At 65.6% G+C, this 23,990-nt stretch carries 30 protein-coding genes; 26 read left to right on the top strand and 4 right to left on the bottom strand.

The annotated features are described in order from the left end of the window. The first annotated feature begins 11 nt into the window (after positions 1 to 11). The 19 genes from AC3WQA_RS00535 to csrA all read left to right on the top strand — a co-directional run bounded on the left by AC3WQA_RS00535 (position 12) and on the right by csrA (position 12,165). On the top strand, positions 12 to 527 hold the full coding sequence (locus tag AC3WQA_RS00535; protein ID WP_369487943.1) for a hypothetical protein: 516 nt from the start codon (positions 12 to 14) through the stop codon (positions 525 to 527). Between the two features lie 62 nt (positions 528 to 589). Next, the gene (locus AC3WQA_RS00530; protein ID WP_369487941.1) at positions 590 to 1,627 is read left to right on the top strand and encodes an AAA family ATPase; all 1,038 of its coding nucleotides are present in this window, start codon (positions 590 to 592) and stop codon (positions 1,625 to 1,627) included. A 24-nt stretch (positions 1,628 to 1,651) separates the two neighbouring features. Next, positions 1,652 to 1,855, top strand: a complete 204-nt coding sequence (locus tag AC3WQA_RS00525) for a hypothetical protein (protein WP_492673258.1) — start codon at positions 1,652 to 1,654, stop codon at positions 1,853 to 1,855. Positions 1,856 to 1,879: 24 nt separating this feature from the next. Next, positions 1,880 to 2,191: a hypothetical protein gene (locus tag AC3WQA_RS00520; protein WP_492673257.1), complete on the top strand. Its 312-nt coding sequence runs from the start codon at positions 1,880 to 1,882 to the stop codon at positions 2,189 to 2,191. Between the two features lie 634 nt (positions 2,192 to 2,825). Further along, positions 2,826 to 3,674, top strand: coding sequence for a prohibitin family protein (locus tag AC3WQA_RS00515; RefSeq protein ID WP_369487939.1), 849 nt, complete (start codon positions 2,826 to 2,828; stop codon positions 3,672 to 3,674). A gap of 74 nt (positions 3,675 to 3,748) precedes the next feature. Next, complete coding sequence (locus tag AC3WQA_RS00510; protein WP_369487938.1) at positions 3,749 to 4,084, top strand: hypothetical protein; 336 nt, start codon at positions 3,749 to 3,751, stop codon at positions 4,082 to 4,084. Between the two features lie 8 nt (positions 4,085 to 4,092). After that, positions 4,093 to 4,476, top strand: a complete 384-nt coding sequence (locus AC3WQA_RS00505) for a hypothetical protein (RefSeq protein WP_492673256.1) — start codon at positions 4,093 to 4,095, stop codon at positions 4,474 to 4,476. After that, positions 4,473 to 5,111 carry a hypothetical protein gene (locus tag AC3WQA_RS00500; RefSeq protein ID WP_369487934.1) on the top strand — a complete coding sequence of 213 codons (639 nt, stop codon included), beginning with the start codon at positions 4,473 to 4,475 and terminating at the stop codon, positions 5,109 to 5,111. Before AC3WQA_RS00505 ends, AC3WQA_RS00500 begins: the two co-directional genes overlap by 4 nt. 127 nt (positions 5,112 to 5,238) lie before the next feature. After that, positions 5,239 to 5,676: a hypothetical protein gene (locus AC3WQA_RS00495; RefSeq protein ID WP_369487932.1), complete on the top strand. Its 438-nt coding sequence runs from the start codon at positions 5,239 to 5,241 to the stop codon at positions 5,674 to 5,676. A gap of 7 nt (positions 5,677 to 5,683) precedes the next feature. Continuing rightward, on the top strand, positions 5,684 to 6,619 hold the full coding sequence (locus tag AC3WQA_RS00490) for a deazapurine DNA modification protein DpdA family protein (RefSeq protein WP_369487931.1): 936 nt from the start codon (positions 5,684 to 5,686) through the stop codon (positions 6,617 to 6,619). Positions 6,620 to 6,678: 59 nt separating this feature from the next. Next, a complete protein-coding gene (locus AC3WQA_RS00485) occupies positions 6,679 to 7,770 on the top strand; it encodes a phosphoadenosine phosphosulfate reductase domain-containing protein (protein WP_369487930.1) in 1,092 nt (363 codons plus the stop codon). Between the two features lie 13 nt (positions 7,771 to 7,783). Next, a complete protein-coding gene (locus tag AC3WQA_RS00480) occupies positions 7,784 to 9,034 on the top strand; it encodes a DNA-methyltransferase (protein WP_369487928.1) in 1,251 nt (416 codons plus the stop codon). An 88-nt stretch (positions 9,035 to 9,122) separates the two neighbouring features. Then, the gene (locus AC3WQA_RS00475; protein WP_369487926.1) at positions 9,123 to 9,338 is read left to right on the top strand and encodes a hypothetical protein; all 216 of its coding nucleotides are present in this window, start codon (positions 9,123 to 9,125) and stop codon (positions 9,336 to 9,338) included. A 96-nt stretch (positions 9,339 to 9,434) separates the two neighbouring features. Then, complete coding sequence (locus AC3WQA_RS00470; protein WP_369487925.1) at positions 9,435 to 9,641, top strand: hypothetical protein; 207 nt, start codon at positions 9,435 to 9,437, stop codon at positions 9,639 to 9,641. Beyond that, positions 9,641 to 10,132, top strand: coding sequence for a DUF1643 domain-containing protein (locus AC3WQA_RS00465; RefSeq protein WP_369487924.1), 492 nt, complete (start codon positions 9,641 to 9,643; stop codon positions 10,130 to 10,132). The genes AC3WQA_RS00470 and AC3WQA_RS00465 overlap by 1 nt, the downstream gene beginning before the upstream one ends. A gap of 35 nt (positions 10,133 to 10,167) precedes the next feature. Then, positions 10,168 to 10,416, top strand: a complete 249-nt coding sequence (locus AC3WQA_RS00460; RefSeq protein WP_369487923.1) for a hypothetical protein — start codon at positions 10,168 to 10,170, stop codon at positions 10,414 to 10,416. A gap of 92 nt (positions 10,417 to 10,508) precedes the next feature. Then, positions 10,509 to 11,186, top strand: a complete 678-nt coding sequence (locus tag AC3WQA_RS00455) for a hypothetical protein (RefSeq protein WP_369487922.1) — start codon at positions 10,509 to 10,511, stop codon at positions 11,184 to 11,186. A 91-nt stretch (positions 11,187 to 11,277) separates the two neighbouring features. Further along, positions 11,278 to 11,928, top strand: coding sequence for a hypothetical protein (locus tag AC3WQA_RS00450; RefSeq protein ID WP_369487920.1), 651 nt, complete (start codon positions 11,278 to 11,280; stop codon positions 11,926 to 11,928). Positions 11,929 to 11,964: 36 nt separating this feature from the next. Next, a complete protein-coding gene (csrA, locus tag AC3WQA_RS00445) occupies positions 11,965 to 12,165 on the top strand; it encodes a carbon storage regulator CsrA (RefSeq protein WP_369487918.1) in 201 nt (66 codons plus the stop codon). A 72-nt stretch (positions 12,166 to 12,237) separates the two neighbouring features. On the opposite strand, the gene AC3WQA_RS00440 is transcribed toward csrA, so the two are convergent. From AC3WQA_RS00440 to AC3WQA_RS00425, 4 genes are all read right to left on the bottom strand, one after another. After that, positions 12,238 to 12,711: a hypothetical protein gene (locus tag AC3WQA_RS00440; RefSeq protein WP_369487916.1), complete on the bottom strand. Its 474-nt coding sequence runs from the start codon at positions 12,709 to 12,711 to the stop codon at positions 12,238 to 12,240. 362 nt (positions 12,712 to 13,073) lie between these two features. Then, positions 13,074 to 14,207, bottom strand: coding sequence for a hypothetical protein (locus AC3WQA_RS00435; protein WP_369487914.1), 1,134 nt, complete (start codon positions 14,205 to 14,207; stop codon positions 13,074 to 13,076). A gap of 1,900 nt (positions 14,208 to 16,107) precedes the next feature. Continuing rightward, positions 16,108 to 17,163 carry a ParB/RepB/Spo0J family partition protein gene (locus tag AC3WQA_RS00430; protein WP_369487913.1) on the bottom strand — a complete coding sequence of 352 codons (1,056 nt, stop codon included), beginning with the start codon at positions 17,161 to 17,163 and terminating at the stop codon, positions 16,108 to 16,110. After that, on the bottom strand, positions 17,160 to 18,623 hold the full coding sequence (locus AC3WQA_RS00425; RefSeq protein ID WP_369487912.1) for an AAA family ATPase: 1,464 nt from the start codon (positions 18,621 to 18,623) through the stop codon (positions 17,160 to 17,162). Before AC3WQA_RS00425 ends, AC3WQA_RS00430 begins: the two co-directional genes overlap by 4 nt. A 639-nt stretch (positions 18,624 to 19,262) precedes the next feature. On the opposite strand from AC3WQA_RS00425, the gene AC3WQA_RS00420 reads away from it, so the two are divergent. The 7 genes from AC3WQA_RS00420 (at position 19,263) to lepB (ending at position 23,710) form a co-directional block, all read left to right on the top strand. Continuing rightward, entirely contained in the window at positions 19,263 to 19,928 is a 666-nt protein-coding gene (locus AC3WQA_RS00420; RefSeq protein ID WP_369487911.1) for a hypothetical protein, read from the top strand. Beyond that, positions 19,925 to 20,323 (top strand): hypothetical protein, encoded by a 399-nt coding sequence (locus AC3WQA_RS00415; protein ID WP_369487910.1) that lies wholly within the window; start codon positions 19,925 to 19,927, stop codon positions 20,321 to 20,323. The genes AC3WQA_RS00420 and AC3WQA_RS00415 overlap by 4 nt, the downstream gene beginning before the upstream one ends. Positions 20,324 to 20,335: 12 nt before the next feature. Then, on the top strand, positions 20,336 to 20,668 hold the full coding sequence (locus AC3WQA_RS00410; RefSeq protein WP_369487908.1) for a hypothetical protein: 333 nt from the start codon (positions 20,336 to 20,338) through the stop codon (positions 20,666 to 20,668). Then, positions 20,668 to 21,048, top strand: a complete 381-nt coding sequence (locus AC3WQA_RS00405) for a hypothetical protein (protein WP_369487906.1) — start codon at positions 20,668 to 20,670, stop codon at positions 21,046 to 21,048. The genes AC3WQA_RS00410 and AC3WQA_RS00405 overlap by 1 nt, the downstream gene beginning before the upstream one ends. Then, positions 21,045 to 21,911: a S1/P1 nuclease gene (locus AC3WQA_RS00400; RefSeq protein WP_369487905.1), complete on the top strand. Its 867-nt coding sequence runs from the start codon at positions 21,045 to 21,047 to the stop codon at positions 21,909 to 21,911. Before AC3WQA_RS00405 ends, AC3WQA_RS00400 begins: the two co-directional genes overlap by 4 nt. A gap of 2 nt (positions 21,912 to 21,913) precedes the next feature. Beyond that, positions 21,914 to 22,750, top strand: coding sequence for an alpha/beta hydrolase (locus tag AC3WQA_RS00395; protein WP_369487903.1), 837 nt, complete (start codon positions 21,914 to 21,916; stop codon positions 22,748 to 22,750). Positions 22,751 to 22,849: 99 nt separating this feature from the next. Beyond that, positions 22,850 to 23,710 (top strand): signal peptidase I, encoded by an 861-nt coding sequence (gene lepB / locus AC3WQA_RS00390; RefSeq protein ID WP_369487901.1) that lies wholly within the window; start codon positions 22,850 to 22,852, stop codon positions 23,708 to 23,710. Positions 23,711 to 23,990 lie beyond the last annotated feature (280 nt).

Raw genomic sequence — 23,990 nt, 5'->3', positions numbered from 1 at the left:
TGGAGAAGAGAATGAAGAACCCGCCCCTTTCCATGGCGCTGCCGCTGCTCTGTCTTGGCCTCCTCGTTTACGGTTTGTGGACGTTGAGCCAGTACATGACTTACGGCCCGGTCGACGCCGGACTGACCGCCGAGACGACGGCCGAATACGGCACGCTGCTACATCCACTCGGCCCCGTCACGATGGAGGTATCGAACTCCACCTGCCTCCGGACCGTCGTCCGGTCGTGCGATGCCGCGTTCGCCGTCGACGACGCCCACTTCTATCAGGACGACGCCGATGGGAAGCCAACCTTCAAGATATCGGCACAACCGGGGCCAGGAGGCACGACGCGCATCGAAGTCCGCACCGACGCCGATCACGGGGTGGTTTCGAAGGCCGAGGCTATGCAAGCCATCCGGCAGCTCATCTATGAGTCTCTCGCCGGCATCGCGGACGCGCGGGCGACGCGCCTCACAGAGGTGCGGAACGAGGCAACGTGGCAAACAGCTCCCGTCGCCCGGGTCGCTTCACCGACGCACTCGTAGCCCGCTGGTCGCTGAGCTACGGAATCCCCCCCTGCCGTCCATTCGCCTCCATGAGACCTGGAATGTCCGCCGAAACCGTGACCAAGCCCTCCACGGGTAGCCGCAAACGCCCTCCTTCCTACGTCGTCCAGGTCTTGCAGCGTCTGCCTGGCCTGGTCGACGCCGCACGGTGGGGTCAGGCCCAACGGCTGACCGAAATCACCGACGAAGTAGCGGCGCTGATCGAGGGCTCCTCGCCTTCGCTCGCCAGGAAGCTGCGCGCGTCCAGGCCCATGAACGCCACTCGGGTCATCCCGCCGCCAACGGATCTGTTGGACGTCCTCCAGCCAGCCATCGGCCTCGACGATGTCGTCTTGCCTGAGGCGGCGCGCGCCAGCTGCGCCGCACTGATCGAGGAACAGCAGAACCGCGAAGCTCTCGCCGCCTGGAACGTCCCGCCTCGCCACAAGATCCTGCTGTCCGGGCCGCCGGGAAACGGCAAGACGATGCTTGCATGCGCCCTCGCCAACGCCCTGGGCACTCCGTATCTCGTTGCAAGATACGGCGGACTCGTTGACAGCTACCTCGGCAACACGGGCAAGAACCTCGACAAGATCTTCGAGTTCGCCGCGACCGGCCCCTGCCTACTTTTCCTGGACGAGTTCGACAGCATTGGCGTCAACCGTGCGAAGGCCGGCGACGTCGGTGAGCTGCGTCGGATCACGAACCAGTTGCTGCTCCTGATCGACCGGATGCCGCCCCATGTCGTTCTGGTGTGCGCCACCAACCAGCCTGGACTGGTGGACGACGCCCTACGCCGGCGCTTCGACACAAGCATCGCCCTGGGCGACCCAAGCCACGAGCTCCGCATGCGGCTGGCAATGAAGGAGCTGGGGCCAAATCGCTGCAACGGTACCGACCTCCGCGGCTACGCACCAGCCATCGCGGCTGACCCGCAAGCGAGCGTAAATCTCGATGCGATCTCCAAAGCCTGCATGGCGGTACGCCGAAAGCACGCGCTGGAAAGCCTGTCTGCCGCGCAGTCTGGCGAGACAGCTGCGTCCTGCCAGGCGAATCACCAACTGCCGTTCGGTCCACCCTTGCCCAACGTCGCCTCATAAGTCGAACCTTCAGGAGAAATGACCATGGCGCGGGTGACCTTTACCGAAACCGGGACGTTCGAGGCTTCGTGGAAGGCGGAGGCTTGGTGTGCGGCGCGCGGGCTCTCGATAGGCCCAATGGATCGCTTCGATCAACGCGGCATCCTGCTCGGCAACTACTGCATTGCGAAGTGGCACAACCTAACCAAGGAAGGGCTATCCGGATTTGAGTGTGTTTGCCCACACTGAAATCCGTTCTAGGAGACAGATGAAATGAGTGAATTGTTATTGCTCGGCTGTGGTGCCTTGCTGGCAGTGATGACTGACTGGTTGCTGAGGTTTTGGTGTCAAAGTGAGGACAGGCAAAGACGCGCAAATGCAGAACAAGTGCTCAAAAAGCATGGGCTGACGCCTCATCTTTACCTTGCCACAATTGGAGAAGATGACCCTGAACTTCGCTCTGCTCTGGACGCCTTCGCCTGCACTGGACACATCATCACGGACGTCAAAGGCAAGGTGGTTGGGAAGCTGTGCCCGAGGGCCGAAAAAGGCCCTCATCTGCGCCTAGTAGTGTCCAACGACTAGCGCCTTCGGTTGTGGCTGGCCACACTCAAATCCGGATACCCGAAGGAAGTCGCTCAGCTCGATGGCGTCCTGACGGGCGATGGTCGCTACGGGCCAGTGCACATCGACCTCAAGGTGACGTGTTTGCGCGGGTCGAGGCCGCGGCTCAAAGCACCGAAGCGGCGGCGCCGAAAAAAACCGCCAGAAAAGAGGCTTGAAACCGGCCAGTTTCATATCCAGACGGGTGTCCTTGCGCGCCTAAGCTGTCCGCATGGACACATCAGGGCGATCCGACAAGTGGCGATCTCATAGGGCAGGCCTGCTCGTGCTCGCGTCAGTGTGGCTTGCCCTTGCGATCACGGCGCTGTGGTCGGCACCGGGCCTTCGCCTGTTCCCGCTCGTCGAAATGGGGTGCATCGGCGTCCTCATCGTGCGGCTATCCATCGCTCAGCACGCAAGACGCCGGAGCGCAGCAATTCAGGCCAGCACAACGCAACGTCCATTGCATCCGGAGCCGGACTCAACCGAGCCGGACGACGCATCGACGCCCTAACTCCCCTCACGACACCAAAGTGGCCGGCATCTTTGTGCCGAACCCCGAACCAGTAGCGTCACATCGCAATTCTGCATGCCATCAACTACAGGGAAGTCATCAATGTCATCGTTTCCGTCGTCACCGATCCTCAAGCACCAGGGCCTTTCCATTGGACTGATCGTCCTCGCACTTCTCGCGCTCAGCACGTTCTTCGGGAGCTGGTACACGGTCGGCTCCGACCAGCGCGCCCTGCTCTTCACGAACGGGCGCATTGTCGGCGTCGAGGATGCCGGACTGCATTTCAAAGCGCCCTTTTTCCAGTCGGTGACCAAGGTCGACATTCGCACCCAGCACGCCGACTCGCCTGCGCCCGCCGGCACGTACGACCTGCAGGCGGTCGACACCAACGTGTCGGTGAACTTCCACTTCGACAGCACCAAGCTGCCGGAGATCTACAAGCGCACCGGCCTTGACGTAGCGGCAAACATCGTCGAGCCGCGCATCCAGGAAACCGTCAAGGCCGTCGTTGCCCAATACAACGCGGAGGAGCTGCTCAAGCGCCGTGAGTTGGTGCGCGAGAAGATCGTGGATCTCCTGCGCGGGAAACTCGCCGCCTACAACCTGATCCTTGAGGACATCCAGATCACGGACTTCAAGTTCGACCCATCGTTCACCAAAGCCATCGAAGAAAAGCAGGTGGCTGAGCAGCAGGCGCTGACGGAGAAGAACAACCTCGCCAAGGTCCAGGTCATCGCTCAGCAAGCCGTCGCCAAGGCCCAGGGCCAAGCGGACTCCAATCTCGCCATCGCCAAAGCGAACGCGCAGGCAATCGACGTGCAGGGCGAGGCGCTGCGCGCGAACCCGATGTACCTCGAGCTGCGGCGGATCGAGAAGTGGGACGGGGCCTATCCACGCGTCGTTACCGGCGGCGACAAGTCGCTGCTCGGCCTCGGCGACGTCACGAAGTAACTCCCGGGCCGGTCGCGCCACCCGCTGACCGGCCGTCCCTTGCACCCAAAGGCGTCCATGCCAAGGAAGAGGTCATGCTCCAGTATCTAACCATTGCTCTCATTTTCACGATCCTCGCGAACATCTCGTTTCTGCGTGCGAGTCGAGGCGACCAACCGAAGGGCGTGGAGGTTGCCACCATCCTGTTTAGTCTCGTCACAGCGCTGGGGGCCGTAATCGCCCTCTATCCGGTGGCTGGCCGCCTGCTGATTCGGTCGCTCGACGACTCGCTCCCCGCTCAGGGCGAGCCCATCCACACCGCTCTGGTCACGGCCCTGGCGCTCTTCGTCGCGATGCTGACGTTGCTCGCCCTCATGATGCCGGCGGCCAGCCTGACGCTCGCCGCCAAAAAGCGGGCGGATGACGAGTAATCCGCGGCATGAATGCCATGACCCTCCATCCGACAGCGGTCGCGAGCCACGACCTTGTGGCGACGCTAAATCGGCACCGGTTGCTGCTGCTCCTGCAGCTGCGGAAGGCCGGGGCGGAGAACCAGCCTGCCATCGAGTGTGAGGCAACGGCGTCCATCCGGCATGTCGAGGAACTCGTTCACCGCGAGCACCGCGCGCGCCAGGCACTCGAGGAGCTCCTCCTCCTCGAGCCGGTCGCGTCGAACATGCAGCCTGGTCGGTACCGATCGGAAGTCGAACGCATCACCCGTACCGGGCTCGGCCTCACTCCACCAAACCACGGTGCCCCGTTGGCGGTGCCACCGCCACACGCACGGACCATCCCACCACCTGATCACGGAGAAGCGTCATGAACACCTCCTGTTGCCCGCAGTGCGGGAACCACGGCGTCGCACTGGGCTCAATCGTCGGGCGCGAGACCGTCGACGGCACGTTCAGCGGCAGCGGCACGGGCGTCGGCCTCGGCACCGGCGGCCTCGGCCTGTTTGTCGGGGGCGTCAGCGGTACGACGCATCAGGCAACGGCGCGTGCCCAAGCGCTGCGCCCGCCGGAACGGCCGTCCTTCAACTGGGCGTTCGTGATCGGACCGATCATCCTCGCGATCTTGGTACTCGTCGGCGCCCAATTCGTTCCCGATTTCCTGCGCTCAATGGGCGACGGCCAAGCGGCACCGCCCGGCACCATCAGCGGCGCGGCCGACCAGATGCTGTCCGTCATCGCCCCGCTCGGCGTTATCGGCGCGCTGGTCATGGTGGGCCTGACGGTATTCAGCTCACGCACTCGCTACGACTCGGCCCAACGGGATTACACGGCGGCCGACCGCGCCGATGTCCTTCGTCGAGACGTTTACCAACGGCTCCGCTACTGCGAGCCCGATCATTTGGTGTTCGACCCTTTGACTGGCGCGTCCTGTCCGGCGACCCACGACAACATCATGGCGCTCATCAGTGGTGGGACGAACCGCCAGCCGGTTGCCAACGCCGGCTGACCCACCCGAAGTCGCTGGCGGCGCGTCCGCTCCCCCTCGACGCCGCACGGAATCGTGCCGATCTTGGCGCGGCCGCGCCTTGTATCAGTCTCCGAGGGTAACGACTACGCCGCCAAAGGAACGAATCATGTCCGACCTCTCCACTCCCATTTCCGCGTTGGCGGAGGGCCGCTTCCGCTCTGCACTTGCTGCGCTTGTTAACCGCGCAAACGAGGCCATCGCCTACATCCGCAAATCCCCCCAGGGCAACGGAGCCGCCGAGCTGGCCGCCGGGCTGGACCATGCGATCCAATCGGTCGATGCGATGGCCACAGATGCGCTGGAGGCCATGGCGGAGCCGCCGCTCCGGACAGTGCCGAAGTTCACCGTGTTCATCCAGAAAGCCAGCGGTGCGGGCACGACGCACATCTCCGTGCACGCAGGCGCCGACGCGGATGCGGCGGTCGAACTGGCCATGACCGAGGCCGCGGCCGCGTGGGGCGGTTGGGATCGCGACAATCTGCGTGTGCTCGGCGTCGTCAAGGGCGACGTCGAGATCGAGCGCTGGGACGGCGCGGGCGAGTAGTGCCCCCGTGAGCGCCGACTGGCTTTCGCCACCACCGGAACGCGCCAACGCCTACCTCGGCGAGGAGCCGGTTCTGCGCATCGGCGTCCCACATCGAGGAGGGGCGTTGTGCCTCACTGCCTACCGGGAAGGGATGCCGGTCATGGTGTCGGCCTCGGCCTTCTGGGATCGGCAGGCTCGGCGCTTTCGCACCGATGCGGACACCGGCGTCCTGCAGGACTGCGACTTCGCACTCGACTCGGCAGGCTTCACGGCAATGATGAATTGGAAGCGGCTCGGCCACCAGCCTGGCATGCTCGGCGTGTTCCCCTGGTCGCTCGCGGACTACGTCAACCTGATCGGTGTCCTGCGTCCGGCATGGGCATCGCAGCCGGACATGTGCGTGGAGCCGGAGATCGCCCACGACGCCGGCGTGCGGCAGTACCGCATCGAGGCGACCGCAGCGGTGCTCGAGGCGCACCTTACCCTCGTGGCCCGCTGGCAGGACCTCGGCGCCTTCTGGCTCGCGCCACCAGTGCCGGTGCTGCAAGGGTGGTTGCCAGACGATTATGTGCGCAGCCTCGACCTGATGCAGGAGGCCTGGCAGAAGCACGCCGCTCACTTCGACGCTCCCGTCCTGATCGGACTTGGCAGTATGTGCCGGCGACCGCTCAACGATCCCACCTTCGGCATCCGCGCCATCCTCGACCATCTTCTTCCGTACCTGCCGCGAACCGCTCGCGTCCACTGCTTCGGCGTGAAGGGAGCGTCCATGGCGGAGCTGGCCGACATCCCGCAGGTCGCCTCCTTCGACTCGATGGCCTGGGACTTCGGTGCGCGAGTGGCGGCCCGGAAGGCGGGCGCGCCGAGCTCGATGGAGCACCGCGCGGCTGCAATGCGCGACTGGTATGACCTGCAGCGCCCGCGCAGCGCGCGCACCGCCCTCGTCAACGAAGTCGGTTGATCTTTGGCGCCGGCGGTGACGCGTGAGACTGCATGCACTCACTCACCACGGAGAACGGCATGGCTGGCACGCGCCTTGATGTAGCCCTGACACCTGACGTCGAAGCACTTCTGGCCGCTGGCGCGGTCGTGGCAGTCGGGGTCAGCGGCGGCAAGGACAGCCAGGCCGTGGCGCTCGCCGTTGCACGACATCTCGACGCGATCGGCCACGAAGGCCCACGCGTCCTGGTGCACGCAGATCTCGGCCGCGTCGAGTGGCAGGATTCGATGGCAGTGTGCGAGCGCCTGGCGCAGCACATCGGATGGGAACTCATCGTGGTGCGCCGCGCCGCCGGTGACATGCTGGACCGCTGGGAATCCCGATGGGCGAGCCGAAGCGAGGCCTATATCGACCTCGAGACGGTGAAGCTCACGCTGCCGTGGGCGACACCAGCGATGCGCTTCTGCACCTCGGAGCTAAAGGTCGCGCCGATCAGCAGCGCGCTGCGCAAGCGATTTCCGACCGGCGCCATCATCTCGGTGGACGGCGTCCGCGCGCAGGAAAGCCCCGCCCGCGCCAAGAAGCCCATCAGCTCCCCATCCACCAAGCTCACGCGGCGCGGCCATGTCGGCGTGAACTGGCACGCGATCCTGCACCTGTCGACCGACGACGTGTTCGCGGCCATCGACGCGGCCGGTCTAGCGCCGCATATTGCCTATCGCGTCCACGGCTCGACTCGGGTCAGCTGCAACTTCTGCGTCATGGGGTCACTGCCGGATCTGACCATCGCCGCCAACCTCGACGAGCACCACGCGAGCTACCTGGCCATGGTCGATCTGGAATGCCGCTCGACCTTCGCCTTCCAGGGGAACCGCTGGCTCGGCGATGTGGCTCCCGACCGCCTCACGGACGACTTGCGGGCGCGGCTCGAAGCGGCCAAGACCGCCGCCGCTGCGCGCCGTGCGGCCGAAGCGAGCATCCCGGCCGAGCTCCTTTTCGACAGCAAGGGCTGGCCCACGTTCGTCCCCGACCCCGGGCAGGCCGAGCTGCTGGCGGCTGTGCGCCGGCGCGTCGGCAGCGCCGTTGGACTCCCGGTGCGGTTCACCGACGCTGCCGCGGTCCGGCACCGGTATGCCGAGCTGCTGGATCTCCGGCAAGCGAAGGCGGCGTAGCCCGGTGGGTACCGTGCCGACCCAGCTTCAGCTCTTCGCCGCGGTGACCGCCGCGTACGCCGACGCGCCCGACGGGCGTCTCGACAACGCGACGCTTTACGCGGCCGCCGGCGACCGAGCCGGCGTGCCGGCGTCGGAGCGCCAGGCCCGGAAGGCCGTGGGCGTCGCCGCCCAGCCGCGCAACCTCTATGAACGCGCGGTGCGCTGGCACCAGCAGACACTCAAGCAGATGGGTGTACTGGCCAGGGCACCGGGTGAGCGTGGTGTGTGGGAACTCATCGACCGCACGCCCAAGGGACTCCATCGCGCCCTGCCCGGCGTCCGGCTCTTGGCGTTCTCCACGAACCTCGGCGTGGCGATCTGGGGCGACTGCATCGACACGTTCGAACGGCTCGACACGCCGATCACCGTCGCCATCTGCTCGCCGCCGTATTGCTTGAGCCGGCCTCGCGCCTACGGTAATCCCAGTGACGCGGAATACGTCGACTTCATCGTGGCCAGCCTGAAGCCGATCGTCGAAAGGCTCGTGCCCGGCGGTAGTGTGTGCATCAACCTCGGCCTGTTGGACATCTTCCTTCCAGGCTCGCCCGCGCGATCCATGATCAACGAGCGTCTGCTGCTCGCCTTGCATGACCGTCTGGGCCTGAAGCTGCTCGATCGCCTGATCTGGTGCAATGGCTCGAAGCCGCCTGGGCCCACCTATTGGTCGTCGCGGATGAAAGTGCAGCTGACGGCGACCTACGAATTCATCTACTGGCTTTCCCCCTCACCCGAGCTCGTGCGTGCCGACAATCGCCGCGTACTCTTGCCGCACACCGAAAAGCACCTCCGGTTGATCAGCGCCGGAGGGGAAACACGCGACGCGGTCTACGGCGACGGGGCATACCACGTCCGACCGGGTAGCTTTGGCAACGCGACACCGGGTCGTATCCCGCGCAATGTCCTGCACCGGGGCGCGCGATGTGCTGACACGCTGCAGTACCGAAGGGACGCCGCCGCGCTGCGGCTGCCCGCGCACGGCGCAACAATGCCCCTATCCATCCCGGACTTCTTGATTCGCTATCTCTCCGAACCTGGCGACCTGGTGGTCGACCCCTTCGGCGGTACCGCGAAGACTGGCATGGCGGCAGAACGACTCGGGCGCCGCTGGGTGATCACCGAGCAGATGCTTACCTTCCTGCGGCCGTCCGGTGAGCGGTTCCGCCAGTGCGATGGGTTCCACATGCCCGAGGACGTCGAAGTATGGCCGGCGCGTGCAGCGTGACCGTCGGCGGCGAGGCGAAATTCGGTCGATGTTTGCCCGACAGCGCTCCGGTTGAGGCTGTTGCCATTCTCTCACTGAGGCAGCCCGCATGAGCGCGATCATTGTTCGGCCATCGAGCCTCACCGGACGGTTGGTTGAGCACGTCGCGCCTGCGGCCACTCAGGCATCCTCCCTACCGCGGCCAACCGAGGACGACTTTCGTCTGTTGGAGGAGTACGGGAGCATCCTCGCTCTGGAACGCGCCGGGCTGCACGGCGTCGCCGATCGCTTGCTCAACTATGAGACCGGCCGCGATGTCGACTGAGACCAATACAAGACACGATGTGCGACGGGCCGCAATCTCGGACGGCGAGACGTTTAGCGGTCATGCTTCGATGGCGATCAACAAAGGAGAGGGACGATGAGCCAATGGGTAGTGCTCGACTGGGTCGGCGACCACGCCAGGGAAGTCGCAAGGGTCGACCGTTGGGCCGACGCGGATAGAGTACGTCAAGGTATGCGCGGCACGCTGAGCATCGACTCTGCCGAATCATGGGACAGGTACCGCGGCTACGACGAGAATGACGCAGCGCCGGCGCATACGCCGACTGCAGCCGAAGCCGCGTGATGGACATCGCCGCGTTCAACCCGTTGCTCCGCCAAACGGTCCTGTCTCCAGACGGGCTCTACCGCTACACGTTGTGGAGGGAGTTCGACCTCACGAACTCCCGCTACGTGATGTTCCTTCCGCTCAACCCGTCGACGGCCGACGCAACCGAGGACGACCCTAGCGTCCGTCGGATGGTCGATTTCGCGAAGCGATGGGGGTTCGGCGCGATGTGCGTGGGCAACCTCTTTGCCTTCCGCGCCACGGAGCCGGCGGTGATGAAGGAAGCGGTCGATCCAGTCGGCCCACACAACGACGCGGCGCTGCTAGCTCTCGCTGGCCAGGCTTCGTTGATCGTCGCAGCGTGGGGAAAAGATGGGGCGTTCCGGTCGCGAGCCGACGACGTCGCTCGCTTGATTCCGAATTTACATTGCCTGGTGAGGAACAAGGACGGCAGTCCACGCCATCCCCTGTACGTTCGCGCCGAAACACTCCCCTCCCCCTACCCGTGATCAGTCGCAGCATCCACTCTGGACGAGATTTCCCCATGGATATCACCACGACACGCCACACCACCGCCGCCGGCCTGGGCATTGCCGCAATTGGCATCTTCCTGATCGCCACTATCGCCGGGTGCACCGCTTACCTCTCGGAGCACCACTCGAGCCGCGGCGTGGAAATGCGCGAGACGTTGGCCTGGTTTGCGTTCGACGTTGCCACCACCGTCGCTCTCGCCGTGGCTGCCTCCACGATGGTCACACTCTGGGACAGGCTCCGGCCCTCGCGCGCGGAATAGTCACCAACTTTTCCGCTGGTCACGGGGAACGATAACGGAAGACGAACGGCGCGCGAGTGCGCCCCGAATTTCCGCTACCGCGAGCGACCGACATGTCCTATCCCGAGTTCCACACCCACGTTCTCGTCTACGCAGACGTCGGCACCGTCCTCACCGCGACCTCGGAAACGATCGAATCGTCGACCACGGCTAAGGCGAAGCTCAAGAGCGCCGTCGAGCTGTGGCTGACCGAGAGCAAGTCGGGACTCGAGGTGCTGGCGACCGAGGGGGCCGTGCCGTCGATGGCCGATGTGGCCAGCAAGGGCTATCTGCAGGATCGGACGTTGGTGGGGATCCTCGCCGAGCACGGTCTCGACGACGTCGAGGTCTGCTTCGCCGCCAGCGTCGACCGCGCGGAGGATCCGTATGGCGCGCCGGACATCGGCGCCGTTGCTGACGTACTCGCCGCGAATGCTGACCTCGTCGCCGCGCGGTACGCCCTCACCCGTGTTTTCTCGCGGCTCAGCCAGCGCCTCACCTTCGGGCTGCGCGAGCGGCCGGGCGCGGCGGTCGGAGGCCACGTCTATTTCCTGGGCAACCACGTCGTTCGCAAGGTCATGCGCGTTCCGGCCGGCAGCCCGGTCGATCCGCGGTCGCCCGACGCCATCGTCGCGTTCTCAGGAGAGATGTCGCTCCGACGACACGGCTGGAGCGTGGAGGAGATGCGCTCGCTCACGGATGCCATCAGCGCATGGCTGGACGCAAACCCGCGAGTGGGCACCGGACGGTGATCTCGGCAATGCAGTTGTGCCTGCGTCAGCAGCAGCCGCGCCGACGAACCATCCCTCACCTCGTAGTCCAGCGACACCACAGGATCTCGCCATGAACGCACAAGTTGCTCTACTTCTGGATCGAGGTCTCGACGCCGGTGCCGGCATTGACCTCACACGACTGGCTGCAACCTGGAAGGCTGTCGAAGCAATCAGCGGCGAGAACCTGCGGCGGAGCTACGAGAGAAGTGGGATCACGCTGTGCCACGCATCTGGCGCGGTCGTCGTCGCGCACCGCGGGGTGCCTGTCGCCACGATGACGGGCCGGTTCAGCCGGCGCGAGCTGTTCGAGCAAATGATCCGCTGGCTGCACGACCAGGGCGCGCGTATTGGGCAGACGCTGCTGGAGGCCTGGGAGCATCTCCCGATCCCGCCGGGCCACGAGCTCGTCGCCGACATACCGTCGGAGCTTCGTTGGCTACTGGCGATCCGCTCCAACAAAGTGTCTGTCTCGGTGCGGCCGCTTCGCGTTCGGGCGGCAGACCAAGCGCGTGTGCACGCGGAACTCAGGGTTTTCCTTGATGAGCCGCGCGCAATCCTGTTCATCGATCGTGAGGGCGGCAGCGCCGGCCGCGTCGACCTGCTCGAGGGCAAGGAGCGACACGTGCGGGCGGCGACGTACCAGGAGCTGGCCCTGCTGATCGCGCAGCAATTCGCGCGGGCGATCCAACGGGTAGACGGTTGTCCGGAACGAACCGCATAATCGAGTCACCAACCACAATGCGACAAGGACGTGTCCATGCTTATCCTTACCCGCCGAGTTGGCGAGAGCATCAAGATCGGGGACGACGTGACGATCACGATCCTCGGCGTAAACGGAAACCAGGTACGTATCGGAACGAACGCGCCGAAGCACCTCCAGGTACACCGCGAAGAGATCTATCGGAAGATCCACGACGAACCTGCAGGATCACCTTTGGAGCGCTCCGCGCGCGCCTGACTGCCCACTGCCAGCTTGATCATTAAGCCGATGCCACCGCGTCGGCTTCGTGCTTTTCGGGCCAGGCATTGGTCAGGGATGGCCAGCGGCGGATCCGCTCGCGTCGTCGAGCGCGGCGACGGCATCTTCTCGGGTCGGCTCCCTTGACTCCCGCGCGGCTCTGCCAAGCACGACCTCTGCCAGGTCAACGACCGCGAGCAGTTCGCTGTGCCTTAGATTGCGCAGGCGGTACGCCAGGCCTTCCGCGTCGGCGCCGAGCGCCCTGCCCTGCACCACCGCCTGGCCTGCCTTCAGCGGAAGCATGAAGACGTGGTCGGGATTTCCGATGTCGAGTTGCGTCACGAGTTCCGCCAGCAACAGAACCTCCGGCGCGGTCAGTTGGAGGCGCTTCGGTAAGGCCTCGCGTACAAGGACTTCGTAGCGCGCGGCGAGGCGATCGATCCGGATGGAGTCCGATCGGCCCGGGACGCGACCGCTGGCGAGGAGGCGCAGCAGGTTGTCGCGCTTGTAGATCGAGCGGCGGGGATCGGGCTTGGTCGTAGGCATGGGTATCACCGACTCCGGGTAAGGTCATCGTAGGGTAATCCGAAACTCATCGCTGGATCATCGTTGCAGCGGCGGCCGGCAATGGATCGTCCTCGGGCAGTCGCCTCGGCGCTGCGGCTGGCATGCGGCCCGGGGAAGGCGACCTTTGCCAGAGAGAACAATCACTTACCTGTCGCCAGGGCGGCGGGTGCTGGACAGAACGCCTGTAGCGCGGCTGGCTGTGAAACATCGAGATGCAATGTTTCACGGCCTTTTTATCTCTTTAAAATCAATCACCTAACTAACCTCAACCAGAAAATGTTTCACGGACGCGCGCGCGCGGGTTGGTTTTTAGAGATAGAGCGATAGCGAAGAGCTCTGGTTTAGTGCACAGAATTGTGGGCGTCGCCATTTTGAGCGGCACGCAGGGCGGCGCCGATCCAGGCGGGATGGAAACCACGCGGAGTCGACCACGTCCCCTGCCCTACTAGGTGCAGACCGGCGCGGAAGCCGCCGGCGACGTCACCGCGGCCGAGGCCCTTCTCCGCGACCATGTACGCGATCTCGTCGATGACCTTCGCCGCGCGCTCTCCTACGAGTTCAGTGAGCTTGGGCAACGCCTGCAGAGCCGCGCGCGCAATTGCCGGGGGAACGTTGACGCATGCGGTTGCAGGGCGGGCCGGTGGGGCCTTTTGGGCCGGCCGGCGTTCGGGGGTCGGCACCAGCAGCTGGAGCTGGTCGGCTTCCGCGGGACTCAGCCCCCAGGCGGGGTCGATGGCGAACGGCCTCCCTGGCGGATGGGTCATCACCCGGTACATCACGTCTTGGCCAACCTTGCTCCGGAGGGTCGCCTGGATGGTGGGGTCGAAGGCCGGGCGCACGGGAGGGAGCGGAAGCGTGGGATCGGCCGCGGCCGTGGCTTCGGTCGCTCTGGGCGCCAAGGGGACCGTGGTGTGTTCCCTGCCCTGTGCCGGCGTGGGTGAGTGCGCACCAGGCTTCCTGGCGACAGGTTGGTTGGCGATACGGGGGCGCGGCCCCTGCTGTGGTGCTGCCGGCAGGCTGTGGCGCTTCGTAGGAGCTGGCTCCAGGCGCCGGAGCTCGTCCTGGCGTTCCGGAGGCTGGGTGGCCAGGAGGCGGAGGGTGGCCAGGAGCGGGCCCGCGAGGGCCGTACGGGTCGGTGCCCCGCGTTCGGCGACGGGGATCCTCCGCAGGAGGTTTGCAGACTCAGCCGCGGCGTAGGCAGCGCCTACCGCGTTGCGGTGGATGTGGAGGCGATCAGCCATCCATTGAACGGGCACGGCTTCAGAGGTGTTGCCCGTGCGCAGCAGACGGGCCAGGGTGTCGAGTACGACACGGTAACCCGAGGCCGTGAGATCGGCGTCGGCCAGTCGCTGGAGGGTGTTTGCCAGTCGCTCCCGTGCGTCGGGGGCGCGGATGGTGGGGTCGGTCGCGCGAGCCTTCCAAAAGCTTTCGGGGATCGAGCGGCACGCAGCCGCCCCTGTCGATTCGGTCAACATTGGGCTTCTCCTTCGTTCAGGAAAAGCGCACCCGTTGACGGCCCGGATGGGGCGGAGTAACTTCGCCAGTGTCAGCTGTGCGTTGTCCAGTTCTCCGCTTCCATCTGGATACCGCCTTCGATAGACCCCCTGGTTGGCGCCGGGGGGTTTTTCGTTTCTGGGGTACGCCAGTTGTGGTCGTGCGGTTAGCGCTACGTCATGGCGGCGCCTCCATCGGTGGACGGAGTGACCCGGGCCGGGTCACGGGCGAGGGCGCCTCGACGCGCGAGTGCGTGCCGGGGTGACCCGAGTGGGATCGACAAAATCGGGCATGACCCGGGCCGGGTCAGCAGCTCCGGCGTGGGTGTGCGTCCAGTGCGCACGGCCTTCACGGCGGCCGTGAAGTATCGAGTGGCCGAGGTCGCGTGGCCGGCGGCAGACCGTGGCTGCATCGGTATGCGCGCGCCGGAGCGCGCCAGTTCGCGATGAGGCCCACTAAGGGCGACCTGGGCCGGTCCACGATCGCCTGGCGCGAACCAACCGCGTCCGCCCGCCGGTAATGAGACGCCTGGACGCCGCGTAACGTGGGGCGGTTCGCCGGCGACGTCCCCCTGGTGGCGTGCCGCCGTGGGTGGTGCTATCCGCCCACGGCCAGGTTGCGAGGTAGGGGGCGACCCGGGCCGGGTCGGGCGTTTGGCGTCCGGCGCGAGGGCCGCGAGCTCGGTCGGGCCGTCAGCAGCCAAGGGCCTAGTGACCCGGGCCGGGTCACGGCCGACAGTAGTCGGGCGCACGCGACTGCCAGTCGGGCATGACCCGGGCCGGGTCATACCAGCTACCGCGCGGGCGGTCACGTTCACCGCGAGTAAGGTGAGGCCCGCAACCATGAGGGTGACCCGGGCCAGGTCGGGGCGGCGTCCAGCGCCCTGCAGCGCGGCCAGCCCGCTGGCCTGGCGATCCTTGACGTCAGTGGTCACGACCAAGCCGGTCCAGCCAGCGGTCGCGCACGCGCGGCACGGAAGGTGACCGGCGGCGCGGACGGTGGACTTCAGCGGTTGGCGGGAAGTGACCCGGGCCGGGTCACGGGCTGGGATTACCGCCACCGGAAGTTGATGCCTGCGCGAGGGTTCGTCTTGGGGGCCTCGCTCGTGACCAGGCACGTCCGGAAGCTGCAGCCGGCAGAGGCCGTAGTCCCGCCGAGGGCTGACCCGGGCCGGGTCAACGAAGTCATCAGGGAAGCTCGCAGCCGGCGTGCCGGGATTCGCCTGCGCAAGGAAATGGTCGAAGCCGGCGCGTGACCCGGCCCGGGTCACCGGCGCGGCGGCTTCGACGCCGGCGTGCACAGTGGCTTCGGCTTCGAGGAGGAGGGCCGAGGTGACCCGGCCCGGGTCGCACCCTGGCGCCGACAAGGACGACCGCGTCAACGGCCGCCGGTCCACGGTAGCGTCAACGATCCCGACCAGAAACACCATCGAGCTCAGACCGCGTGGCGCTGGGGCATCGCTCCGCATCGATGTGAGCTTGTTGCGATCGCGGCGCAGACCGCGGCCGGGCCGAACCACACGTTTCACTGGGAGCGCCGTTCTCGCCGCGGGATGAGTGCTGCGGGCGGAGGGGTCTCGACCAAACGGCGGAGGACAGCCAATGACGGGACCCGGACCGGCTCGGCGCGAATGCGGAAAACAGGACCCAGCCCCCGGAGGGGCGCTGCCGGCTCCAGCGGCCCGCGCGCCGAGAAACCGGGCGACCCGGGCCGGGTCGGTGCAAGGGTGGCTCAACTGGGCGGCGCTTTCGATTCCGCTCCGAAACGCCCGACGTGGAACACGCGGCCCGGATTTCGTTCCCCAAAATGACAAAGGCCCGGGAAGTCCCGGGCCTTTGTGTGCTGCCGCCAGAAGGCGGAAGTGAGGGGAGGGTGGCCGCTTCATGTGCCGGCCCCGTCCTCGTCGTCGCGCCAGTTGACTACGAGCTCCTGGATGCGAGTCAGCAACTTCTCCGGCGCGTCCTTGTACAGCACGACGGCAGGGCATCCATGCACCATACGGATACGCCCGAGCACTGCGCCCTCGCGCGTGATGACCTTGTTCCGGGACTGCCGACCGGTGAGGCGAGCGTAGATCGTCGCAGCGCGAAGTCCTGCCTGACCGGCGAGCCCAGCGATCTCCGCTTCCACACGCGCCTGATCGTTCTGCCAGCTGGCGGCCAGCCGCTCAACCCACTCTATGCGGATTTCGCGCGGATCGGGGAACGCGGCGATGACTTCCTCCGGCAGATCCGCGAACTTGAGCAGGCGCTGGACAACTGATTGTGAAACGTCCAATTTCGCTGCCAGGTCGCGGCCGGAGTTGAACAGCTTGTCCGCGAGCAGGCCGGCATAGTGGCGACCAATCTCGAACGCCGACAGATCCTTGCGGCCGGAATTCTCCAGCCGCATCTGCTTGAGCAGTTCTTCGTCCGTATAGTCATGGCACTCGGCCTTGAGCCGAAGACCCAGCTCCAAGCACGCTGCATGTCGGCGATGCCCGGACGCCAGCTCGTAGTCGTAGTCGGGATCGCCCTTGACCGGGCGAACCTTGGCGGACTCTTCATTGCCGCCGGTGCTCTTGATCTCGTCGCAAAGCTCCTTGAAGTCCTTGTCGACGAACGCGTTGGGGTGCCGATCAGCGTAGCGGCTGCGCCTGACCCGGGCCGGGTCAAGGAAGAGCACGACCTTGGCCTCCGCTAGTTCCCGCGCCTTTTCATCAGCCACAGCTTGGGCTCGCGCAAGTTCGCCGGCAAGGGATTGTGCGCGCGCTTCGGATTCCGCGAGCTTGGAACGCAGCGTCTCGTTGGCGCTGCCGACCATCATGCCCACGGCCGTGCCGGCGCCATGGCTGGAGGAGGGGAGGCCGCGCCTTTTCTCGGGTGTACCTCCGGTAGCCGGCTTCAGCCCGGCCTCGATTGCATCAAGCAGCTTGTCGTTTTTGGAGGACAGGCTCATGCGACACGCTCCCGAATCTCAGGTGCGGCACCGTCCCCTGAGCTCTCCGCGTCTTGGTCGGCGGCCGCGGCCGCCTCTTGGTCGAACAGATCGGCCTCGGGGTGATAGACGACATCCCAGTCGGCCGGGCTCTGCCAAACATCCCAGGTATGACGTACGGCGTCGTGGACCTGCGCATACGCCTTGTCGAAGGCCTCTCTCGCCCGCTTGATGCTTCGGTGGCTGCCCTCGTACTTCTCCACGTCGTAGACCGTCTGGAAGTCGGAGGCCGCATTGGTCGCCACCCTCGTTGCGGGAATCACGTCCGGCAACAGCCAGTCCTCGCAGCCGGCAGCCAGCAGCTTCCGGATGAAGTGCGTGGACTTGTCTTGCTCGTCCACGCGTGTTTGCAGGACGTGGACGCCTTCCCAGAACTTGGAGTGCCCACCCGCGTCGCGCGCCTGAGTGAGCACGTCGCGAAGCAGCGACCAGAAGATGACGGAACTCGCGAAGTCGAGGCTCGAAGGCGGCACGGTCACCAGCAGGTGGTCCGAGGCAAAGATGCCGGTCGACGTTAGAAAGCCCAGCGAGGGCTGCGTATCAATGAAGATGAGATCGTAGCGTTCACGCAGCGCGGGAAGCCTCTGCGCGAGGAACTCGAAGATTTCGCCACCCCATTCCTTGGCCGCGCCGGCGAGCGCGAACTCGCGCCCATACAGGTGCTGATTTGCGGCAATGAGATCGATGCCGGGCCAGTAGGTTGAGCGGCAGATTCGGTCAAGGTTCGGCTCGTCGTCATAAAGCGCGAAAACCGATTCTTCTTGCAAAACATCGAGATACGGCGATACGCCAAAAAGCGTGGTCGCGGACGCCTGGGGATCGAGGTCGATAATCAGGCAGTTGTAGCCGCGGGCCGCCATGTACTGCGCGAGGGTGACACTCGTCGACGTCTTGGCGACACCGCCCTTGAAGTTGGCAACGGTCATGACGATGCCGTGACCAGGTGCGAACGGGTGCCGGAGGCCAACTTGATTGGCCATGGTCCGCACTTCCTCCAAGGTATAGAGCGTCCTAGAGCCGGTGCGATCGCCGCCCACGAACTTGCCGTCGTTGACGCGGTGCAGAAACTGGCTCTTGCTGAGGCCGAGGATCTCCGCCGTCAGGTTGAGGTTGAAGCGTGGCGCGACCTTCCGGGAGTCCGGTCGCAGCGTTTCCTCTTTCACCTTGTTGAGGACGCGCTCCATCTGGGCAGCGCGTGCCTCGATGTCAGCGCGTCCGATGCGATAGTGGCGTGGCTTGTCCATCAACTGAGTCCCGTGTGCGTGAATGCCTTTGTGGCCGGGATGCGAGTGGCCGCCCTGAGCGGACAAATCAGCCTGATTGGCCGCTCCGTACCGAAAATCGCTTTCCGTGCCGCAAATAGGTACGGCCGCATCATCCACCAACGGGAACGAGCGCGCAACTGGTGCGTGCTCAACCATTGTCCACTCCCGACGCAATCCCCGCTTGGGTGAAGCGGGGCGCTCCCCTTGAGCCATACCTACATCCTGTCGATTCCGGGATAGACCGACAGGTTAGCGAGGGCTCCTCCGGCTTGGACGAAGAAAACCCCGTGTTATCGCGCGAGTTTCTCCGGGCTTAGCCACACTGGGGCGCCCGTGCAAGGCACGTCCGTGCCGCGAAACTCGCGTTGAAACAGCCCAGTTTCCGGGCGCAACGGGTATTGCGTGACCCTCAGAATCGTCCCTGATGCGATATCGACGCGAACTTTGCGCCGCCAGCGGACCGGCAAAGCTCCTAATGAGCTGCCAGACGAGGAAGGAAAGATCCATGGATCGACCAACGCGAGCGCCAACGCCCCCGCCCGATGCAGTTGACGGGGAAGCCACGCCGGCGGGGCAGGGTGCCTTGTCGGCACTGCGGGCCGGTGTACGCGCTTTCGCTATCAGCGTAATTGCGATCGTCGCGTTTGCACTGGCGCTGATGTTCGTCGCCTACCTTGCCGGCCGCAACTTGGGGCCTAACTGATCCCTATGCGCACCTTCGAGCCACGGAAGGTATCGGCTGGCGGGGGCAGGCGCTGGGCGCGCGATGCCTGGATCCTTTCCGGGAGCTGCGTGATGCCTACCGCGGCCTCCGCGGTGGTGTACGCCGCCTCGATGCTCGTTTCCCTCGCCACGCCGCTTGCTGACTTCCTGATCCACGCGCAGCTGCTGGTGCTTGGCCTTCAAATGCATGCCGTAGCGTCGACTGAAGGCCGGCGCCCCCTCTTGGACAGTATCCGAGGCACGGGGGCTGGGTGGCTGGCGATCAGCTATATCGTTGTCGGTGGCTACCTGCTCTCGTTGCTGTGTCACCTCGCCGGCGTCGGTGACGGCTATGCCGCCGGCCAGGCGCTCCGCGATCCGTGGATACGCGCGGCCATCGTCGTCATCGAAAGCAGCGTCGGCTGGCTCATCATCCCATTCCTCTATTTCCTTCTTCCGCTGGTCCTCCTCGCCGGCGCCGACATCGGCCGTGCCTGGGCGTTGTCGTCGAAGGCGGTAAACCTCAACCTGCGTCCGCTGTGCATGGTTGCTGCGGTGTCCTTTGTCGCCGAGCAGGCTGTCCTGATCACCGCGGTCTGCTCGTGGCCACCCATCCTGCTGGTGATCGCACTTGCCATCCAACCATTCGTCGCGGCCTTCATGTTTGCCGCATACCGGGATGTATTCCTCAACCTGCCCCCGGCTGCACATGCCAGGAGGGCGCACCACCAAGTACTCGCCACGGAAGGAGCACCATGATTCAGATCGCACTCGCCAAACTTCTTTTTGACCGGGACCCGGCCTTCCGCCATCAGGCGCTGACCAAGGAACAGCAAGCCGGTGTTATCGCCGGCATCCGTGCCGCCCCAACCTTCGCTCGCGAACGCATCGAGGCGGTGATCGCCGACATCAATGACATCGTGGGCCGTGGAGAGCAACCGGATCCCTTCGTGCTGGCTGACGCAGATCGCGCGCTGACGGTCTTCGCGACGGCATGCGAGGGCCAGCCGGAGCAGGAGCACTTCGCCCACGCGGTGGGGTCGTTCCTCCGAGGCGCCTACATCAAGGCGCATATGCAGCGCGCCTTTAACGAGCTGACGTCCGAACAGCGCCGAGTCGCACCCGATCCGTCCAAGATCATCGTGGCCTACTGACCGGAGATCACCATGTCTGCAAGCGAGACCCTGAGGAAGCTGGCAGCACTGCCAACCGTTCTTGTCCTGGAGAGCGGAAAGGCAGGCGAACCCGAGGAGGTGCTCAACCTCCTCAACGGGATGCGCGCGCGGCTCGCGAAGGATCGTTCGGGATGGTTCAACGGCTTGGGCAAGGAAAAGGTCATGGAGCTTGTCTTTCCCGCCTCAAGCATGGAGCACGACAGGAAGTCGGATGTCCACGTGCTCGACACAACACGGATACTGTCGGCCAACGAGGAACTCCGCGTCGAAGCCGTCTGGGTCGCCCAAGCCGGCGCCCTCCCGCTGCGGCAGGGTGCGGCGTAATGCACAACCCTGCACCCCCAATGATTCCACGGGAACGGGAAACCCACCCCGCCGAGTTCAACGCGTGGGAGCGCTTCACAGAATGGCAGGTGGCGGCCTATCGCCGGCAGCTGCGGGTGTTCGCGGCCGTCGTAGTTGCTCTGGTGACCATCGGGGATGCCATCGGCGTCACGCTGGCGCTCACCATGCTCCCGAAGGAACTCCGTTCGTTGGCCATCGTCGGGTGGGTCGTGGCTTCCCTGTGCACCACGCTGTTCGTGTGCTCCCACTACGGCCCGGAAGCCCCGCCGGGCTATGACGAAGGATGCGCACATCTCCGTCGCGCTCGCCGCGCGGCGCGAGGGCGCCGGCGAGCCACAGTCAACGGCAAGGCACGATGAGCGAGGATTACGAGATGCGAACGAAACGAGCCCCCGGCTGGCGTGCCTCGCTGAGCACTATCGCCGCACTGGCGATGATCGCGGCGACGCCGAGCCCCGCAATGGCCTGGGGCCACGAGGGTCACATGATCATTGCGGCGATCGCCGAGGCACACCTCAACCCGGTCGCGCGCGCCGAGGTGCGCCGCTTGCTTGCCCTCGAGCCCGGGGAAACGATGGAGAGCGTGGCATCGTGGGCCGACAAGCACCGCAACCGCACCACGGCCCGCTGGCACTTCACCAACTTCCCAGCCGGCGACTGTCACTACAAGCCGGAAGCCGAGTGCAAGAATGGCGAGTGCCTGGTCAATGCCGTGGACTATGAGGCCGACGTCTTGGGTGATCGCAGCCGCTCCGACCAGGAGCGGGAGCTGGCCCTGAAATACGTCATCCACCTAGCCGGCGGCGACAGCTCGCAGCCGCTGCACAACTACGGCCCTGGAAAAGGCGGCAATGCGTTCCAGGTGCGCTTCGACGGTCGGGGCACGAACATCCACGCCGTATGGGACTCAGGCCTGATCCGCGAGCTCGCGAAGCCGAACGCCTTTCTCGGCTGGATCAACGGTGGCAAGCCCGACTACCGCGCCCTCACCCAGCGATTGGTCAGAAAGTCGATGACCATGCCTGCCGCGTCGTCCACCGATCCGCAGGACTGGGCGGAGGCTGCCTGTCGTATCGCCAATGAGCCGGGGATCCTGCCGGGCAGGACGGTGAGCGCGGCATACCTGCGACACTGGGAACCGGTCGTCGAGCAACAGCTGATCGAGGGAGGTCTGGACCTCGCGGCCGTGCTCAACCTGGAACTCAGCGGCAGGGCGGACTGACCATGTCGGCGATGGATCGCCTCCGCCTCGAAGCGAAGTACCGCACGTGGTCCCTCGCGATGGGCGCCGCCGGCGCTTTCGTCAGAACCCAGTCCAAAATTCGCCGCGCACTGTACCCAGGCAAGGACGACGGCCTCGACACCGTCGTCCTGCTGCACGGCTTGTGGATGGGAAGCTCCTGCATGCGAGTGCTCGCGCGCTGCTACGCGGCGGCCGGGTATCGAGTCGTCTTTATCGACTACCAGTGCTCCGCCGAGCCGGCCACCGTCTACCTGGCCATCGAGCGGACCGCGGTGCGTGCCGCCTCGCTCGGAAGTCGCGTGCACCTCGTCGGCCACAGTTGCGGCGGCGTACTGGCCGTCTCGGCCTGGCTCGAAAGCCAGGGAGCTCTGGACGTGGAGTCGATCCTCTGCCTCGGCGCACCGCTCAATGGGAGCCAGGCCGCCCGCGAACTACTCGGCCATCCAGCCGGGCAGCGAACGCTCGGCCGAACTGGCGGCATTCTCTGCGCGCCAATCGCGCGCGAACGCCCACGGCATGGGCTACGTCAACCACGTATCGCCATGCTCGCCGGGACGCGTGCCAATGGCGCCGCCCGTTGGTTGGGCGTGATCGGCAAGGATAGCGACGGCATGGTTGAGATCGCCGAGACCCGCTGGCCCGGCCTCGACCAGCACGTCGCCGTCGACTGCACGCATCGAGGCTTGGTGCACCGGCGCCACGTGGCCGCGATCGCCGTCGCCTTCACCGGCGGCAGTCCCCTGGCCGACTTAGCGGGGCCGCGCCTGAACCGGGCGCTGGTACCGGCGGGTGATGCTGGGCGGACGTCGCATGGCTGACGTCATCGGCGAGATGCGGAGAGAATGGTCGCCTGGCTGGGGATGCGCCATCGGCAACGCCATTGCCAGCAAAGGAAGCAGAAACACTCAAGGACCGACATGGACGACCACGCCGTAGCGCTTCTCACGATTCTCTTCGGAGCCTGCTGCCTATTGTGGCTCCGCCCGACGCGGCGGATGCTGGACCGCTCCTTTCCCGCTCAAGCGCAAATGCTGGCCCGCTTCGACTTCGGGCTCCTGGTAGTCACCGGTGTGCTGCTCGTCGGACTTGGAAGCATCGGGATGCCGTACATCATCCCGTCGGGATCGATGATCCCGACGCTGGCCGTCGGCGATGTCATTCTCGTCGATCGAACGGCCTACGGGATCAGGCTCCCCTGGGGCCAGCGCCTAACGCGGGGTAACGCGCCGGCGCGCGGCGACGTCGTGGTCTTTCGCTTCCCGGGATACCAGTGTCGCATCGGCGACAAGAAGGTACGGAGCGGCGACGAAACGTGCATGCAGTTGGACAAACCTGTTCCGTCCGAGAACTGGGTCAAGCGAGTGATCGGCGTGCCAGGGGACCGCGTCGTGATGCGCGGCGACGCGCTCGTCATCAACGGCACACCGGTGGCAACGACGAACCTGGGGGCGTACCGCGGCGATCCCAGCCAACCGGATGACCGCACGCTGCTGGCGCACGGCGCTGAGGTGCTGGAGGAGCATTTGCCGGGACGTCCGCATCGCATCGCGACAATGGTCGGCTACCACATCGCCGACCCTGTCCCGGGTGTCACCGTGCCAGCGATCCTTCCGCCGAACTGCTACTTCGTGCTGGGCGATGATCGTCACAACAGCATCGACAGCCGCTGGTGGGGTTGTGTAACCCGCGACGCGATTGTCGGTCGCGCCGTGCGCGTGATTTTCTCGTGGGCAAGCGTCCCCTCGCGTGAGTCGCGGGTCTGGCTACCGATTCGCTGACCCCTGTGAAACTAGCCCTGCAATCGTGGGTTTTCTTTGGCGCTAGCGCGCGCCCGGAAACTACTCTGGCGTGGTCAAAAAAAGGAGGAGGTACCCATGGATAAGAGCAATCGCCTGGCACTGATCAGGCGCGCGGACAAGGGCGACTCGAACGCTCCATCGATCCCGCAGCCCACGCGCCGGCCCACAACCAACACCCGTCGCGGCCCCGCGCCATTCATCGAGCCCCGGGACGCGTGGCGCCACCCAGCGCTGCCGAACGCCATGTACCAGATCCTCC

The sequence above is a fragment of the Rhodanobacter sp. FW106-PBR-R2A-2-24 genome (assembly GCF_058789615.1).
The sequence above is the reverse complement of the archived record's forward strand: the minus strand, read 5'-3'. Positions and strand labels throughout refer to the sequence as shown.